The 16,068-nt window shown below is 34.9% G+C and carries 14 protein-coding genes; 7 read left to right on the top strand and 7 right to left on the bottom strand.

Translation table 11 applies throughout. The features are described from left to right. Positions 1 to 189: 189 nt before the first annotated feature. From MY04_RS15405 to MY04_RS15395, 3 genes are all read left to right on the top strand, one after another. The gene (locus MY04_RS15405) at positions 190 to 1,113 is read left to right on the top strand and encodes a ribose-phosphate pyrophosphokinase (protein ID WP_066211006.1); all 924 of its coding nucleotides are present in this window, start codon (positions 190 to 192) and stop codon (positions 1,111 to 1,113) included. 300 nt (positions 1,114 to 1,413) lie between these two features. Further along, positions 1,414 to 1,995 carry a 50S ribosomal protein L25/general stress protein Ctc gene (locus tag MY04_RS15400; RefSeq protein WP_066211005.1) on the top strand — a complete coding sequence of 194 codons (582 nt, stop codon included), beginning with the start codon at positions 1,414 to 1,416 and terminating at the stop codon, positions 1,993 to 1,995. Positions 1,996 to 2,168: 173 nt separating this feature from the next. Next, positions 2,169 to 2,990: an alpha/beta fold hydrolase gene (locus MY04_RS15395; protein WP_066211003.1), complete on the top strand. Its 822-nt coding sequence runs from the start codon at positions 2,169 to 2,171 to the stop codon at positions 2,988 to 2,990. A gap of 14 nt (positions 2,991 to 3,004) precedes the next feature. Here MY04_RS15395 and MY04_RS15390 read toward each other — a convergent pair whose 3' ends face one another. From MY04_RS15390 to MY04_RS15380, 3 genes are all read right to left on the bottom strand, one after another. Beyond that, positions 3,005 to 5,641, bottom strand: coding sequence for a DUF5916 domain-containing protein (locus MY04_RS15390; protein ID WP_066211001.1), 2,637 nt, complete (start codon positions 5,639 to 5,641; stop codon positions 3,005 to 3,007). Between the two features lie 242 nt (positions 5,642 to 5,883). Further along, positions 5,884 to 7,128 carry a nucleoside recognition domain-containing protein gene (locus MY04_RS15385; RefSeq protein ID WP_066210999.1) on the bottom strand — a complete coding sequence of 415 codons (1,245 nt, stop codon included), beginning with the start codon at positions 7,126 to 7,128 and terminating at the stop codon, positions 5,884 to 5,886. A gap of 91 nt (positions 7,129 to 7,219) precedes the next feature. Then, entirely contained in the window at positions 7,220 to 7,558 is a 339-nt protein-coding gene (locus MY04_RS15380; protein WP_158297725.1) for a hypothetical protein, read from the bottom strand. Between the two features lie 278 nt (positions 7,559 to 7,836). On the opposite strand from MY04_RS15380, the gene MY04_RS15375 reads away from it, so the two are divergent. From MY04_RS15375 to MY04_RS15365, 3 genes are all read left to right on the top strand, one after another. Then, positions 7,837 to 10,473 carry an OmpA family protein gene (locus MY04_RS15375; RefSeq protein WP_066210995.1) on the top strand — a complete coding sequence of 879 codons (2,637 nt, stop codon included), beginning with the start codon at positions 7,837 to 7,839 and terminating at the stop codon, positions 10,471 to 10,473. Positions 10,474 to 11,006: 533 nt separating this feature from the next. Continuing rightward, entirely contained in the window at positions 11,007 to 11,663 is a 657-nt protein-coding gene (locus MY04_RS15370; protein WP_066210993.1) for a hypothetical protein, read from the top strand. Positions 11,664 to 11,905: 242 nt separating this feature from the next. Further along, a complete protein-coding gene (locus tag MY04_RS15365) occupies positions 11,906 to 12,127 on the top strand; it encodes a DUF2795 domain-containing protein (RefSeq protein WP_044225643.1) in 222 nt (73 codons plus the stop codon). A 97-nt stretch (positions 12,128 to 12,224) separates the two neighbouring features. On the opposite strand, the gene MY04_RS15360 is transcribed toward MY04_RS15365, so the two are convergent. Continuing rightward, complete coding sequence (locus MY04_RS15360) at positions 12,225 to 12,887, bottom strand: 2-C-methyl-D-erythritol 4-phosphate cytidylyltransferase (RefSeq protein WP_066210991.1); 663 nt, start codon at positions 12,885 to 12,887, stop codon at positions 12,225 to 12,227. A gap of 307 nt (positions 12,888 to 13,194) precedes the next feature. Between MY04_RS15360 and MY04_RS15355 the strand changes: the two genes are divergently transcribed. Continuing rightward, a complete protein-coding gene (locus MY04_RS15355; protein ID WP_066210989.1) occupies positions 13,195 to 13,587 on the top strand; it encodes a response regulator in 393 nt (130 codons plus the stop codon). 2 nt (positions 13,588 to 13,589) lie between these two features. Here MY04_RS15355 and gldD read toward each other — a convergent pair whose 3' ends face one another. The 3 genes from gldD to MY04_RS15340 are packed head-to-tail and all read right to left on the bottom strand — an operon-like array spanning position 13,590 to position 16,037. Then, positions 13,590 to 14,195 (bottom strand): gliding motility lipoprotein GldD, encoded by a 606-nt coding sequence (gldD, locus tag MY04_RS15350; protein ID WP_066210988.1) that lies wholly within the window; start codon positions 14,193 to 14,195, stop codon positions 13,590 to 13,592. Beyond that, positions 14,192 to 15,574, bottom strand: a complete 1,383-nt coding sequence (gene gldE, locus MY04_RS15345; RefSeq protein WP_066210986.1) for a gliding motility-associated protein GldE — start codon at positions 15,572 to 15,574, stop codon at positions 14,192 to 14,194. Before gldE ends, gldD begins: the two co-directional genes overlap by 4 nt. A gap of 22 nt (positions 15,575 to 15,596) precedes the next feature. Next, on the bottom strand, positions 15,597 to 16,037 hold the full coding sequence (locus tag MY04_RS15340; protein ID WP_066210984.1) for a single-stranded DNA-binding protein: 441 nt from the start codon (positions 16,035 to 16,037) through the stop codon (positions 15,597 to 15,599). Positions 16,038 to 16,068 lie beyond the last annotated feature (31 nt).

Genomic DNA, 16,068 nt, shown 5'->3' with positions numbered 1-16,068 from the left:
TTATACTATCATAACTCTTTAATATTAAAGGTAATCTGACATAGATTACCTTTTTTATTTTAAAATCTCTAAATGAATGAAAGATTTATAGATGTTTATTTTAAATTTGTGACGTTAGAATACTTAGTGTCATTTTTATGACCTGCTAAGTGTCTTAATATAAGATAGTGTACCACAAAAAATATACTGATGTCTTCAGTTAAAATCTTCTCCGCATCCGGAACAGAATATCTAGCCAGTAAAATCGCTCACTCCTATGGTAAATCATTGGGTGACGTTGTTCTTCAACGATTTAGCGATGGCGAAATCTCAACTCACTTTAACGAATCTGTAAGAGGTTGTGATGTTTTCATCATTCAATCTACTTGTCCTCCTGCAGACAACCTACTTGAATTATTACTACTAATTGATGCAGCTAAAAGAGCTTCGGCTTCTACAGTAACGGTATTGTTACCTTACTTTGGTTACGCTCGTCAAGATAGAAAGGATAAGCCAAGAGTGGGTATTGGAGCAAAATTGATTGCTAATCTTTTAACTGCTTCAGGTGCAACTCGTGTGGTGACATGTGAACTTCACGCAGACCAAATTCAAGGATTCTTCGACATTCCAGTCGTTCACCTACAATCATCACCTATTTTTGTTCCTTACATTGAAAGCCTAGGTTTAGAAAATCTTACTTTCGCTTCTCCAGACGTAGGAGGTGCTAAAAGAGCAAGATCTTATGCTAAACACTTCAAAGCTGATATCGTAATGTGTGATAAACACAGAGAGAGAGCTAACGAGGTAGCTTCTATGCAAGTAATTGGTGACGTAGAAGGTAAAGATGTAATTCTAATTGACGACCTTGTTGATACAGCAGGTACTTTATGTAACGCCGCTGAAATTATCATGGAAAGAGGTGCTAAATCTGTAAGAGCAATTTGTACACACGGTGTGCTTTCAGGTCCTGCTTATGATAGAGTAGCAGCATCTTGTCTTGAAGAATTGGTAGTAACGGATACTCTTCCTGTAGAAAACAGAGAGAAAATCAACATCCTTTCAGTTGCAGAGCTATTTGCTAAGGCAATTAGAAAAATCCAAGATCACGAATCAATTAGTTCTTTATTTATCTAAGCGATAAAATTTAGAACTTTTTTTATATCATTTTCTAAGATAAAAAAGGGGTAATTCTCTTTTTACATCAATTTTAAAAGCTATTTATCGACATAACTTGTTGGTAAATAGCTTTTTGTTGTTAATAAGTTTCTTGTTTTCTTTTTATTAATGAGAATATAATTGTACCTTTGCACGCTGATTTTCCTGTAAAGGTCAATCTAAGTAACATGTTTTGGGATGGGATCTAACTTTCGGGTAAAGGAGGATCAAGTACCAAAGCGTTTATAACATGTTTTACTTTATAATTAAAAAAAGACGATGAAAACTGTAGACATCATTGGTTACAAGCGTGAGGACTTGGGTAAGAAAGCCGCTAAAGATTTGAGAGCTGAAGGTTTAGCTCCATGTGTAATTTACGGTGGCGAAGAGCCAATCCACTTTGCAGTACCAATGTACTTGTTCAAAGACATCATCTACACTCCAGAAGTATGTTTCGTAAACATCAACATCGAAGGTGTAGAGAAAAAAGCAATCTTACAAGATTACCAATTGCACCCAATTTCTGAAGTACTTCTTCACGTTGACTTCTTAGAATTGAACGATTCTAAAGAAATCAAAATGGAAGTTCCAGTGAAATTCGTAGGTTCTTCTCCAGGTATGCAAATGGGTGGTAAGTTAGTTGCTAAACTTAGAAAAATCAAAGTTAAAGCACTTCCTGCTAACATGCCTGAGAACGTAGAAGTATCAATCGAAGGTTTAGAATTAGGTAAATCTGTACGTGTTGGTGCAATCGAAGCTAAGGATTACGAAATCCTTTACAACGACTCAGTTACAGTTGGTTCAATCGCTATTCCAAGAGCGCTTCGTTCAGCAATGGACGCTGCAGCAGACTCAGAATAGTCTTTGTCAACGTTATAATAAGAAAGAGGTATTCCTTAGGGATTACCTCTTTTTTTATGTCAAAAAAGAATTGACCTACAGTGAATTATCAAATTATTTTTGACGAATAGATTTTATAAATATGGATTTTTTTATTAAAATGAAGATTCATTCAATTATTATCTCATCGCTTCGTGGAAGGACATCAGTTTTATATCGAATTAGAAGAAGGAAAGGTAGAGTGTCTAGAATTTGGGCAGGGTGATCAGCTACTCATTTGTATTCATGGGTTTAGTGATAGTGCAGCTTTGTTCCGACATATTGCACCTGCTTGGGTGGAAACACATACCGTAGTATCTTTTTCTTTACCTTTTCATGGTGGAACTGAATGGATACCTTCTCGATTTTCATCAAGGAACATCCATAAGATTATCACGTCTATTTTAGATAAATATCAACAAGAACGTTTTACATTGTTGGGATACAGTATGGGAGGGAAAATCAGCCTCTATTGTACACAAAAGTATTTTGCAGATAAGATAGATCGTTTGATTTTATGTGCTTCGGATGGTCTAAAAACCCATATATTATACGATGTATCGAAACTTCCAAGATGGTTTGTAGAATCCATCAAGTTATTGATGCGTTTCCCTAAGTTGATGTTTCTTTTGGTGGGTTTTAGCTACAGACGAGGCTTGTTATCAAAGTTCTTGTATGACTTCTTCATGAATCATTTCGAAACAAAAGCACAAAGAAGACGCTTTTTTGGAGTCGCTACTTCCTCCCGGTTTATGAAACCTGATTTATCCATCGTATCAAAAATGATTAACGATAGAAAAATTCCAGTGGATATGTACTTCGGTGAAAGGGATGAAGTAATCATTCTCGATGGGGCCAAAGACTTTGCCAGCCAAATAGATAATGTGCGTTTTCATCAACTATCAAAAGGTCACTTATTAATTGATGAAGATTTGTGTGAGTTGATGAAAGAAGAGAAGTTGAAGTTGAATAATTAATTCCAAAAAATTGCCTACTTCCTAAATCGATATGTCGCCTTCAACATAAACACATCATTTGATGGTGCACTGAAAACATTGTCTACGATTTCATTTAAAGAAAATTCCCTAAACGGTTCTTGCAAACCATTTCTTCCCTGAGACCAAACCGCAAAGAAAGTACAGCCAGGAATGTATTCCCATCTTAAAACTAAGTTGGAGTTAAATTCAACCACATCAAAATCTGGTTTTCCAAAAGTATAATTCCCGCCTTCTTGATCAATAACTGTGTATTCTTCTGCATTTTCATTATACGATATTTCATCTTGAGTAAACTGATGAAAACGGTCGTCATAATTTTTTGCTTTTGGCTGTTCTACACGTTTAAAGTCGTAGTAATCGCCTTTTGAAGCAAAAGGCTGTGCATAATATTGTATAGATAAATTAGGTCGTAAGATAAGGTTCGCTCGAATAGTCACCCCTGTAGTATGTTGTTCAATTCTTGAGAGTATATAATTATTTCCACTTCCATTTTCTTCGGTAGTCACATACTGTAAATGATCTGAGTTATAGGAGAACCAAGGGTTTATGGACAATTCAATAGCATTTATTGGTCGGTAGTTCATACCAAACCAAGCATCAAAGTTTTGACCGGCATCGAATTGGGTAAAACCATATTCATTACCAAAGTAGAAAGATAATTTTTTACGATTATCACTACCTATATTCCACCATAATACTTCCCTATTCGGATTTAAGAATCCAGGCCCACCTCTTAACTTGAAGTTATCTAAACGTTGCCTTTGAATAGATCCACCAGTTTCAATTCTCCAGAAGTTTTGAAATTGAAGCTCAATACCTCCATGGAAACCTAAATAAGTGATGTTCCCACCGTAATCAAAATATAGATATTGTCTTAAGCTTGCTTCAATATTTCTAAAAACACCTACGGGTTGTAGTGTCTGATAACTCACTCTAGACCATTGATCCATCAAATCGGCATGATTCATAAACCCAACATCATTGATCTCAAATTTTGGAGAACGCCAAGTACCGCCTATTTCATATCGAACAGGAGAACCACCTCCACGACCAAATTTTAGGTAACCCCCTGTTCCTGTTAAAGAAGTGGCTGTAGAATCGACATTGACCCAATCGGCGTCAGGACGTTGGAAAAAGTGACGAGCAGATCGTTGCGTATTGGTAATTGCTTCAGTAGAACCTTCGACATGACTCATCATCAAATTACCTTGGACATAGTAGGTTCTATCTTTCCATTGATGTAGGAAATCAATCCCTCCAGAATAGGCATTGGTGTGTAAATAATCTAGGTGATCATCTTGAATACTTCTATTAGTTGAAGTGAAAGCAACTCCTACTACAGAGTTTCCTTGATTAATATCTTGAGTGGCTCTACCGACCAAATAGCTGGTAAAAGGTTCCACCGTTTTCTTTGATTTTTCCCCGTTAGTATCTATTTCAGCAGAAGTTTGAGCAGTAAAATTCTGCATCACTCCAAAAGCAAATCCTTTTTTATTTTTTCCTGTCAGCTTATAAGCACCAAGAATAGGCACTGATTTAGGCTGATCTAGATATTGCCCTTCTTCCGTATCTGGGTAATAACTTGGTGACTTACCAATTCTTCTCGTGTATATCAAATTATCTCTTGAGAAGCTGCCGCCAGCCCTAGACCTTGTAGCAGCAAAAGACAAAGTATTTCTACCTTCAATAAAGAAAGGTCGACGTTCCTGAAGGAATATTTCAAATGTGGATAAGTTGAGTTGGGAAGGATCTGCTTCCACCTGACCAAAATCGGGGTTGACTGTAAAATCAAAAGTAATATCTGATGTGATTCCTATTTTACCATCCACACCAGCACTGATGCCATATTCTGATCCTGTCTTATAAGGGTTGCCCTCTTCTTTCGGACCTCTATCATTTCTTGCCAATACATAAGGAGCAATCTCTAATTGTTTTTGAGGCTTGATACCCACAAGACCTGTTAACTCTCCAAAATTATGAACCCATCCAGGAGCATCACGAGGAATGTATTGCCAATAGGAGCGTTCGTTATTTCTAAAAAGTCTTCTAGTTACCTGTAAACCCCAAGTAAGGTGGTCGTTGTTTGTGAATCTTAGTTGAGAGAGAGGGATTTGCATTTCGGCATTCCATCCTTCTTTATCAATAGTTGTTTTTGCCCACCATATAGGGTCCCAACTTTGGTCCCAATTGTTACCATCAAGACTAATTGCTTCATCTCCGATAACGCCTGATACACTTACCGTAAACGAGAAGGCGTTAGTAAGATCGTGGTAGGAATCAATGTTAACTTCCACAAAGTCGCCTTCAAAACCATCTCTTCTTGACATCCTTTTCACAATACTGTCAGGTGCAGTATCAAATGCTCTGATGGCAAAATAGAGGTATTTATCGTCGTATATAACTTTAAAAGCGGTTTTTTGAGAAGGTGGAGCACCATCTATTGGTTGACGCTGTGTAAAGTCGGCAGCCCATTCGACTTCATCCCATGCGTCATCGTCAAAAACACCATCAATTGTAATGTTTTTATCGCCTCGAGGAGCCGTAGTATAATGTCTTTTCTCTTCTTTTGATTGTTGGCTAAATAGAATAAAAGGAGGTAAAAGTAAGAGTATAGTGAAGTAGAGTTTCAATGGAAAGTTTGATAAAATCAGTGTAGAAAGTAAGTGATTGATAACCCTTTGAAAGAGGTCATCGCAACAAAAATAATAGATTCAAATGTAAATTATGCTATAAAATCAAAAGAGGTTTCTTTAAATGTGTCCTTTAGTGAAAACATTTAAAGAAACCTTATTGAGGAGCTTGTAAGAATGTCTATTACTTATTTAAACTAGAATAGAAGATTATTTAAGTTAGACGTAACTTAAGCTACTTATTATAGTTTATCGTGAAAGAATAAATAGGCTAAAGCGATGGCTGAAATGATACCAGCGATATCTGCAATTAATCCACAAGTCACAGCATAACGAGTCTTTTTGATATTCACCGAACCAAAGTAGACTGCGATAATATAGAAAGTGGTATCTGTTGCTCCTTGCATCATTGATGATAGAATACCTGCAAACGAATCTACTCCTTTATCTTTAATTATTTCTAACATTGCACCTCTTGCACCACTACCACTTAAAGGTTTCATGAATGCTACAGGAAGGGCATCAACAAAAGCGGCATTTAATCCTAAAATGGTCTGAATGAAATATTTAATGGAATTGATGACCATATCCATGGCACCTGACGCTCTAAACATTCCGATAGCTACTAAAATGGCAACTAAATATGGTATGATAGTCACCGCTGTTTTGAAACCTTCTTTTGCTCCCTCAATAAAAGCATCATAAGCATTGATCTTCTTATATGCAGCTAAACCAACAAATGAGGTGATAATAAAGAGTAAAATAAAATTACCTGCTACTGAAGAAACAGATTTTGTTTGCTCAGGATCTAGGTTGTAAAATAAAAGTATTGTTCCGGCCACTAAAAGAATTAGACCGCCTAAGTAGGCTATAATTACACGGTCAAATAGGTTAATTCTTTGATAGAGGGCAACTACTAATAATCCAATTATTGAAGAGATACTTGTAGCCAAAAGTATAGGAATAAAAACATCGGTTGGATTATCTGCACCAAATTGCGATCGGTACATCATTACTGTAATTGGAATTAAGGTTAAACCCGAGGTGTTTAGGACCAAGAACATAATCATAGGGTTAGATGCCGTATCTTTTTCGGTATTTAATTCCTGAAGCTCTTTCATGGCTTTTAGACCTAATGGGGTGGCAGCATTGTCTAATCCCAACATGTTGGCGGAGAAGTTCATCATCATAGAAGAAATGGCTGGATGATTTTTGGGAACTTCGGGGAATATTCTAGAGAAAAATGGTCCCACTAATTTAGCCATCACATTTACCGCTCCACCTTTTTCGCCTACATTCATTAAACCCATCCATAAGGCCAATGTGCCAGTAAGTCCAATAGATATATCAAAAGCAACTTTTGACATATCGAAGGTACTATCAATAATTAATTGGAAGGAGGAGGCATCCTTAAATACTATCCAATTAAAGATAGCGACAACGAATGCACATAGAATAAAAAATATCCAGATATAATTTAAAGCCATAATTTAAGTCTAAAAAGTTAGCCTAAATTACAATAAAAAAAAGTCACTGTAATATTAATTACAGCGACTTTTTGCGAATAATAAATTCTTTTTAGTTAGCTTCTTGTCTTTTGGACAAAAAGGAACCTATCAGGATGCCTAAAATTGGTAAAACAATGCCTATAATAGCATAATATTGTAATGCCCAAATTGAAATTTCGATCGTATCTGGGTTTTGAGCTAAACCTACAATCGGGCTAATGTAATAAGAAGCAGATGAAACAAGTGCCAATGCACCAAAACCAAAACCTATTACAATCGACAATTTTACAAATTTTGCTAAAGCGTTGATAGTTACATCCAACTGAGATAAATTTGATCTCTTTTGGAAGATAGTTAGCAGTGACGGAATGAGAATGCCGGCTACTGCTAGTACTGTTAGTGTTCTCATACTCTATTCAATGTCTTTATGTGATAGTAGTGTAGAAAATAAACTACAATTTGTTGTTAATAAAAATATTAATGATTTAACTAAAACGATTAACGAATGTTTTATAAATTAACTTCATCAATATTTAAATATACTAAAAAAGATAATTATAGAACATTATTTTCTTAGTAAAGTACAATTATTGGATAAAATTTCTTTAAAAGTTAACAATAAAGCGTATCAACAACACTAAATTAACATAGATAATCGTAATTTAGTTTTATTATTAACTCATATTTATGATAATAAAAAATTTAATAAAGGCGATTTTTTTGTTCTTAATTTCGTCTGTAACCTTATTCGGACAGACACCTTTAGAACAAAAAGGTATTGCAGAAATTTTTGCTGGGGATATTGATGCTTCAATCATTACTTTCAGAAAATCTCTTATCGAAAACCCAAATTCTTGTCTTTCTCAATTTGCTTTAGCGAATCAGCTCTTCGAAAAAGTGTCTGATCAAAAATTGAAAGAGATGCATATTATTCGTTTCAAAAATATGGATGGGTATTTCTCTGATTTAAGAGAAGCATACAAATGGTCTTTATTGGCTGCTGAGAGTTATCAAAAGCTATCAGAACAAGATAAACTTATTATTAGACAATCACTTTCTGTAGCTGGAGATGAAGTAAATGGTTTTTTATCTTCAAGAATACAACAAACTGCTTATACCTATTTACAACAGGCACCTTATCGAAGACCTACCAATCAGTTATACAGAACAGAAGTGTATAACCGTATTATGGAAGGAGATACTTTAATTGCATTACGAGAAATTTTAATCAGACAATGCGGGGAATATTTAGATGATTATCCTAATTCTAAATATCTATCAAAAGTTAGAGACATAAGAAAAGGAGTATTAAAAGAATACCTCAGTAATGTATCGCTTAGACAATATGGTAATAGAAGTGGAGCGATGTACGAGCATTATTGTAAAGAAATTATCAGCCTATATACGAGTGAAGAGTTAAAGTTTGTCGTACCTACTTATTATGGAAAAGAGTATGGCTTTAATAAATCTTCTATGTATAAGTCGGATAATTATAAAAAGCTGAAAAAATTTGCTGAGTCCGAAGGAGTAAGTATCATAGAAGTACTTTGTTATCTTAATATTCATGATAAAGGATGTACACCGGAGTCGGAAGAACTTTATGATCGATTTATACAAAGTATGGCTCCAATGGATATTGCTTTAATTGCGGTAAAGAAAATGACTGAGAGACCGTTTAAAGCACACGATTTTGAAGCAGTAAGGAGTATATATAAAAAGTATCAGCCTTTTTTTCCCGATAATCAACATTTCTTTACTCAAATACTTAAATCTTTAGAAGATACCAGTAACCCAAGAATTCTTAAGAATTTAGGCAACCATATTAATACAGTGGTAAGAGAGTATCAACCTGTTATTACCCTAGATGAGGAGTACTTATTCTTTGCAAGAAAAACAGCCAAGTCCGGGGAAGATGTTTACATGTCTAAAAAAGATTTTTATGGAAACTGGACGCAGGCACAAGAAATTGCAGAAGTAAATACCGAATCTCATGAGGTACCTATGGGTATAAGTGGAGATGGACAAACCCTACTTCTTTATGGTAATTATTCTAAGCTCAGAAAATACTCTTATGTAAGGGGAACGGAAAGTAGATTGGGAAAAGGAGATTTTTATTATTCTAAGAAACTGAAAGATGGTACTTGGGGAGCAGTTCAGGTTTTTGAATATCCTATAAACACTCCATATTATGAATCGGGCTTAAGTTTAAGTTTGGATGGCGACGTTGCTTTTTTTGCATCCGATCGTCCTGGAGCCGTTGGTGGATATAATCCTAATTATCCAGAAGAAGGATTGTATTATCATGGTGCAGGAGAGTTTAATACAGATCTTTATGTAAGTGTAAAAAAAGAGGATGGAAGTTGGGACGAACCCATCAATTTAGGAGAAGTAATCAACACACCTTTTGCGGAAAAGAATCCTTATTTGCATCCAGATAAAGAAACACTTTACTTTTGTTCTGATGGACACCCCGGCTATGGAGGGTATGATATTTTTATGTCAAAAAGATTGAATCCAGATTCTTGGACCGAATGGAGTGAACCTGTAAACCTAGGGATTTCTATCAATGGGGTAGATGATGATGCTTTTTACCTCACATCTGTTGGTGATAAAGCTTTAGTAGTTTCCCGTAAAGGAGATGTGAATTATGGCAGGGATGATATTTACGAATTAGAGTTACCAAAGAATATGCGACCTAAGCCATTGTTATTCGCACACGGTAAAGTAGTAGATAACAATGGAGAAGGTTTAGATAGAGTAACCATTAAAATTAAGGATGATGATGGTGATATAGTGGTTACCAAAAAAACAGGAGATAATGGTGAGTTCCAATTGGCCTTGCCTCCAGATGCGAACTATTCTGTTTTTGTGGATGATGAAAATATGATTGGTAGTAGTATAGAGATTGATGTAAGGAAAGATCCTGATTTGAATCTAAAACTTCAAGAGATGAAGACAGTCAATTTAAATGATAAATCTACAGATGCATCTTTTGTTATGACTACCTTAAATTTTGATACCAACTCCTATAAAATTCGAAAAGAATCATTTTTTGATCTCGATCGTTTAGCGGCACTTATGCTAAGAAACGAATTATGGCTTTTAGTTATAGAAGGACATACTGATAATGTGGATACTAAGGAACATAATATTGAGTTGTCTAAAAACAGAGCCAATGCTGTAAAAACCTATCTTATAGAGAAAGGAGTACATGAATCTCGATTAGATGCTTATGGTTTTGGAGAAGAAAGACCTGTGATGTCAAATAGAACAAATGCAGGTAGACAAGAAAACCGTAGAGTTGTATTTTCGATATTAAGATAAAAAAAAGACGCCTTTAGAGGCGTCTTGTATGTAAGGGTGTAAATAGTAGCTCTGATATTTTTAAAGTAGAAAGTGGCAATGAGAAAATAGCTCCAATAGGGTGAACAAACAACAACATAGACTTACGTCTACATAATATTTTTTTATAGTAGAAAGTAGCTAAAACCAACAGTTATTTTCTCTTTTTGATATCTCAAATTTACATTCATTTAATAAAATTACCAAAATTAAAGTCTTAATATTTAAATATTTATTTACAATTATTCACTAATTCATTGATATTGAGTTTTATAAATTTAAATAAATGTAAACGATACGTGCAGAATGTTAGGCGAATTAATTAAAATGAACTATTTGGATAACTTCTAGAAAAAGTAAAACTGATTTAATTATTTTATTTAGTTACTGTCCACTTTTAATTTTTTATTTGTTATTTTACTGTTTAATTGGATTTTGATACTAATTCAAAAATCTGAACTTTTATTCGATTTTTTGTGAAATAAAACCTTCACATACAATCTATATATATCATTATGCAAACTGCTATATATACTCTTTCTCTATTCTTATTTTTTTTCGTTGGTATTTTTAATGATGATGCTACTACGAGTCAATCTACAAGACCAACATTTACCGTTATTAAACAAGAAATCCCTAAATCTTGTCCATTAGGAGGTTTACATCTTATTGAAGGTATCGTGAGATCTGCAGATCCTAACGAATATGTTGATATCTATATCTATTTACAGAACTATGATGGTTCATGGACCAAACAGGTGTATAAACGTAAAGGAGGTGGTGTAGTAAAATTAGACGCTATGAGCTGCAATTTTACGGGTAACTTCTATGCGGTAGCAGATTATGCTAAAAATGCAGGTAAAAGAATGCCTAGTATTACACAAGTAAACGAAAAGCATAATGCCAAAGGTAAAAACCCTAAGTTTAGAGTCACCGAAAAATATCCTTACAAACAATGTGAAGGAGAACAGGTAGGAACCTATTTTAAACAAGGAGAAGTATTTACACCTGCAGGTGAAAAAGTAGAAGTCACTATGTACCTTCAGAAACAAGATGGTTCTTGGAGGAAAAAGCACTACAGAAAAGTAGGTTCAGGATATATTCCTTTAGAAATTAAAGGTTGTGATTTAAACGGTGTATATAAATCAAGAATCGTTTACGCTAATCAATAAAAATCTAATTTTTAGAAACCTTTTGACTACTTTTTGAGTATCAAGAATAATACTTTTAAAGTTGCTTAAGTTAAAAAATGAAATTAAATGAGAAAGTAATTGAATTAATTTCAGTTTTTAATTCATCCAAAAGTGATTCTTTATTGCGAAAATTAAAAAAAACAGTATTTTCGCAAAAAATAAAAAGTCGATTCATTCATCGATTGATTTCTTAAGTATAACAAAATTATAAATATAAAAATATGTACTGGACACTAGAATTAGCATCATACTTAGAAGATGCACCATGGCCTGCAACAAAAGACGAATTAATTGATTTTTCTGACCGTACGGGTGCACCTGTTGAAGTAATTGAGAACCTTCAAGAGTTGGAGGATGATGGTGAGCCATACGAAAGCATCGAGGAAATTTGGCCTGATTATCCTACAAAGGATGATTTCTTCTTTAACGAAGACGAATATTAATACATTATCCCATTATCGGATGTAAAAAAGGAGACTGCCTCATTCAAATATGAGACAGTCTCCTTTTTCTGTTTAATTTATTTAGGAGCTTCTGTGATTAGCATAACACTTCTCCCAATTTCAAATCTTCTGGAGTAGTTACTTTGATGTTCTCATAGTTACCATCAAATAGATGCATCTTATGCTGACTAAATTCTGCGACACTTGCATCATCAGTAAAGACTTCTTGATATCCATTTTCGAAAGACGATAAAATCACATCACCTCTAAAAGTTTGAGGAGTCTGCACTAATTTAAAACTGCTTCTATCTTTAGCGAAGTTTCCTTCTTGATTCACCTCACGAATAGATTCTTTTAAATCAACTGTAGGAATTGCAGCACCATATTCCTCCGCACATGTATAGCTCTTTAAAATTACCTCTGTGCTTACTAAAGGTCTAACGCCATCATGAATAGCAATTAGGCAATCTGATGTAGAAATATATTGTAAAGCATTGTCTACAGATTGATATCTACTATCGCCTCCAGTTACTACCTGATGAGGAGTAGTGAATTGATGTTTTTCGATTAACTCACTCCAAAAGTTAAGTTGATCTTTAGGAAGGGAAACAATAATCTGTATCGACGAATCTGCTTCATGAAACTTATTGATGGTATGCATTAAAATAGGTAAGCCCTTTAACTCGATAAACTGTTTTGGTAACTCACTTCCCATTCTTAATCCTTTGCCACCTGCGACTATAATGCTATATTTTTTCATGATAATTATGTTTCTATGGTTGATGTGATTTTCACCCAAGCTAATTAGGCTTTACAAAAAAAGTTGTATTTACTTTTGAATAAAAAGAAACAAATAAAGAATACATAAATATATGTTCGTGTTATAATTATTATGTACTCTGATTTTTTTAATTTATATATTCAGACCGTTATCACTTGATGTATTGGTCTTTAAAATTGATATTTTTCACTCATTTTTAAACCTAAGTCAAAAGCTACTATACACTTTGATATATACCAAAGATATCATGTAAATCATGCCTAATTTTTCTATTTCGACTTAACCCATGAAAAAACACATCATTTATATTGTAGAGGATAATCCTACAGAAAGTATGTTACTGAAAATTGCATTGCAACAAATGAATCACCTCAGTGTGGAGTATTTTTCAGAAGGGCAGGCTTTGCTTAATCGCTTCAGAGAACAACCTGCGGATATTGTGGTATCTGATTTAATCATGCCGGCAATGAGTGGTCAGGAGGTACTTAAAAAGGTGAGAAAGCTAAAAAAATCGACCCTCATGATTGTGTTATCCTCCCAAGAACACATAGAGGAGGTAGCCCAATTGCAAGCGTTGGGTATCTTTAATTATATCGTAAAGGGAGATCATTGCCTTCATTATCTCAAAAGAACCTTAGAAGTGGCGTGCTTTCTATTAGAAAAAGAATTTAGATTCTAAGTTTATTGCCACTCAAGTGTATTTAGCATGTGCATCATGTCTTCTTTCACATAATCGATCACAGGTGCTAAAGAATCGTTTTGAGTGGATGATGGAAAATACAATGCAGCTCTAAAAAAGTGTTCTGTAGAATCTGTGACAAAAAACTGAAACTGACTTGGTACATCACCTTCTATCTCGTACAATACAGCGGTATACCCTTTATTGGTTCTTGTGGTATATTCATCGATTGCTGTAGCTCTTACATTGTGTTTAAACGTAAGTACATTCGATGTATTGGTATAACCCACCAAAGAATCGTAATTGGCTAACTTTTTATACGAAATATCCACAATAGCCTTGAATTCTGGATATTGAACTTCTATCCAATAAGGTTCCGACATGAAGGATTCATCTGGAACAATTTCTGCATTTTTTGCCACCTCGAAAGTATAGGGATATCCTTTAAAAGCCTTATCCTTAAATGCATCTTTCTGATAACTATGATCAGGCATTTCTAAACGGTGGTATCCTCTTGGTTTCGGAAGATATGCGGTTGAATCGGAAGATCCGCAACTAAAAAAGAGGGAAATGAAAAGTATTGGAAGTATGTATGTTAATCGTCTCATGAAGTAGTGTTTTCATCTTCGAACTCGGCTTGCAAACGTCTTACATGTTCTTCGTCGTTAAACTTGACATGTACAGTTTTGATACGTTTTTTATCCACAGCTCTAATCGTAAAGGTGATGTCTTTATAATTAATTTTCTTACCTGTTGAAGGCATTTCCTGAAGTAATTCAAGAATTAAGCCACCAATAGAATCACTTTCTCCTTTTACTTTATCAAAATAATCTGGAGGAAGCATGGCCAAACGTTCAAAATCAATAAGTGATGTTTTACCATCAAGATTAAAACTCGCATCGGTACTGATGTAGTCCTGAACCAAATCGCCATCGAATTCATCGTTAATATCACCAACGATTTCTTCAATAATATCTTCTAGAGTCACCAAGCCGGTAGTACCGCCATATTCATCAACAATAATGGCCATGTGTACTCTTCGCTCTTGGAAATCTCTGAGTAGTTCATCAATTTTTTTAGATTCCGGAACGTAATAAATGTCTTTACGGACAATACGTTTCCATTCAAAATGTTCGTTTTTATCTAAGTAAGGAAGTAAATCCTTGATGTATAAAATACCCACCAAAGAGTCGATAGTATCGCTATACACAGGAAGACGTGAAAAGGAATTTTTGTTGATATGATCCATCAATTCATGAAAGTCGATATCAATATCGATGGCATTCATGTCTGTTCTGGAAATCATGATTTGTTTTACTGTCTTTGATCCAAAACGAACAATTCCTTTGAGCATTTCGCTGGCTTTATCAGCTACTTGATCCGTAGCTAAAGAAACTGCTTGATCGAATTCGTTCACCGATACCTCTAGGTTGTAGTTTCTTTTAGCTAAAGCTCTTTCCATTGTATTTCCCATGCTTGTCAGTAAAAGAGCAAAAGGATTAAATATTTTGATAGAAATCTGCCAGAAAGAAACCATGCTTTTTGCAAAGCTCATTGAGTTTTTGGTCGCATAAATTTTAGGGACAATTTCACCTATAAATACAACTAAAGCGGTAACGATAAAAGTGAGGGATATAAAAACTTCGGCACCATCGCGTGCTATTTCTATTGCATCCGCAACGGTCCAGGCAATAAATGTCGAGATCATGACAATAGCGACATTCACGAAGTTATTGCATATTAGTATAGTGGCTAATAAAATCTGAGGGACTTGTAACAGTTTAAATACTTTTTGTCCCACAGGGTCTTCACCCTCTCTACATTCCTTAATTTGCTCAGGGGTGAGGGAGAAAAAGGCGACTTCCGATCCGGAAATCAAGCCTGATAAAATAAGTAAAAGCACCACTACCAAAGCGGCTCCCCAAGGAATGTCCTGAAGGATTAACGATAGTAGTGGCATTACCGGGTGTGATAGATCACCTTCCATGTAAATTCTTTAAATTAAAATTTTAGAACGGAGGGTCGTCATTACTCACTTCAGATGCACCTACAGCTTGAGGTGTTTCCGAAACTGTTGCACTTTGTGGAGGAGCTGCCTCGTAAGGAGCGCCTTGACCATCCTGTCTGCTATCTAACATTACCATGTCTCTAGCGGTAATGTCAGTAGAATATCTTGTGACACCATCTTTTTCGTAGCTACGTGTAGTTAGTCTACCCTCGATGTACACTTTACTTCCTTTTTTAAGATATTGTTCAGCAACACCTGCTAAACCATTCCATAGATTTACTCTATGCCATTCCGTTTGCGTCTGACGGTTACCGTCGCGATCTGTGTAGTTTTCAGATGTAGCAATAGATAGGGTAGCAACTTTGTTACCGCCTTCCAGGTTTCTTACTTCTGGGTCTGCGCCCAAGTTACCTACTAAGATGACTTTATTAACTCCAGCCATTGTTTTGTTTTGGTTGTTAATTAATTAGATA

The organism is Flammeovirga sp. MY04 (genome assembly GCF_001682195.2).
Taxonomy (GTDB): Bacteria; Bacteroidota; Bacteroidia; order Cytophagales; family Flammeovirgaceae; genus Flammeovirga; species Flammeovirga yaeyamensis.
The sequence above is the reverse complement of the archived record's forward strand: the minus strand, read 5'-3'. Positions and strand labels throughout refer to the sequence as shown.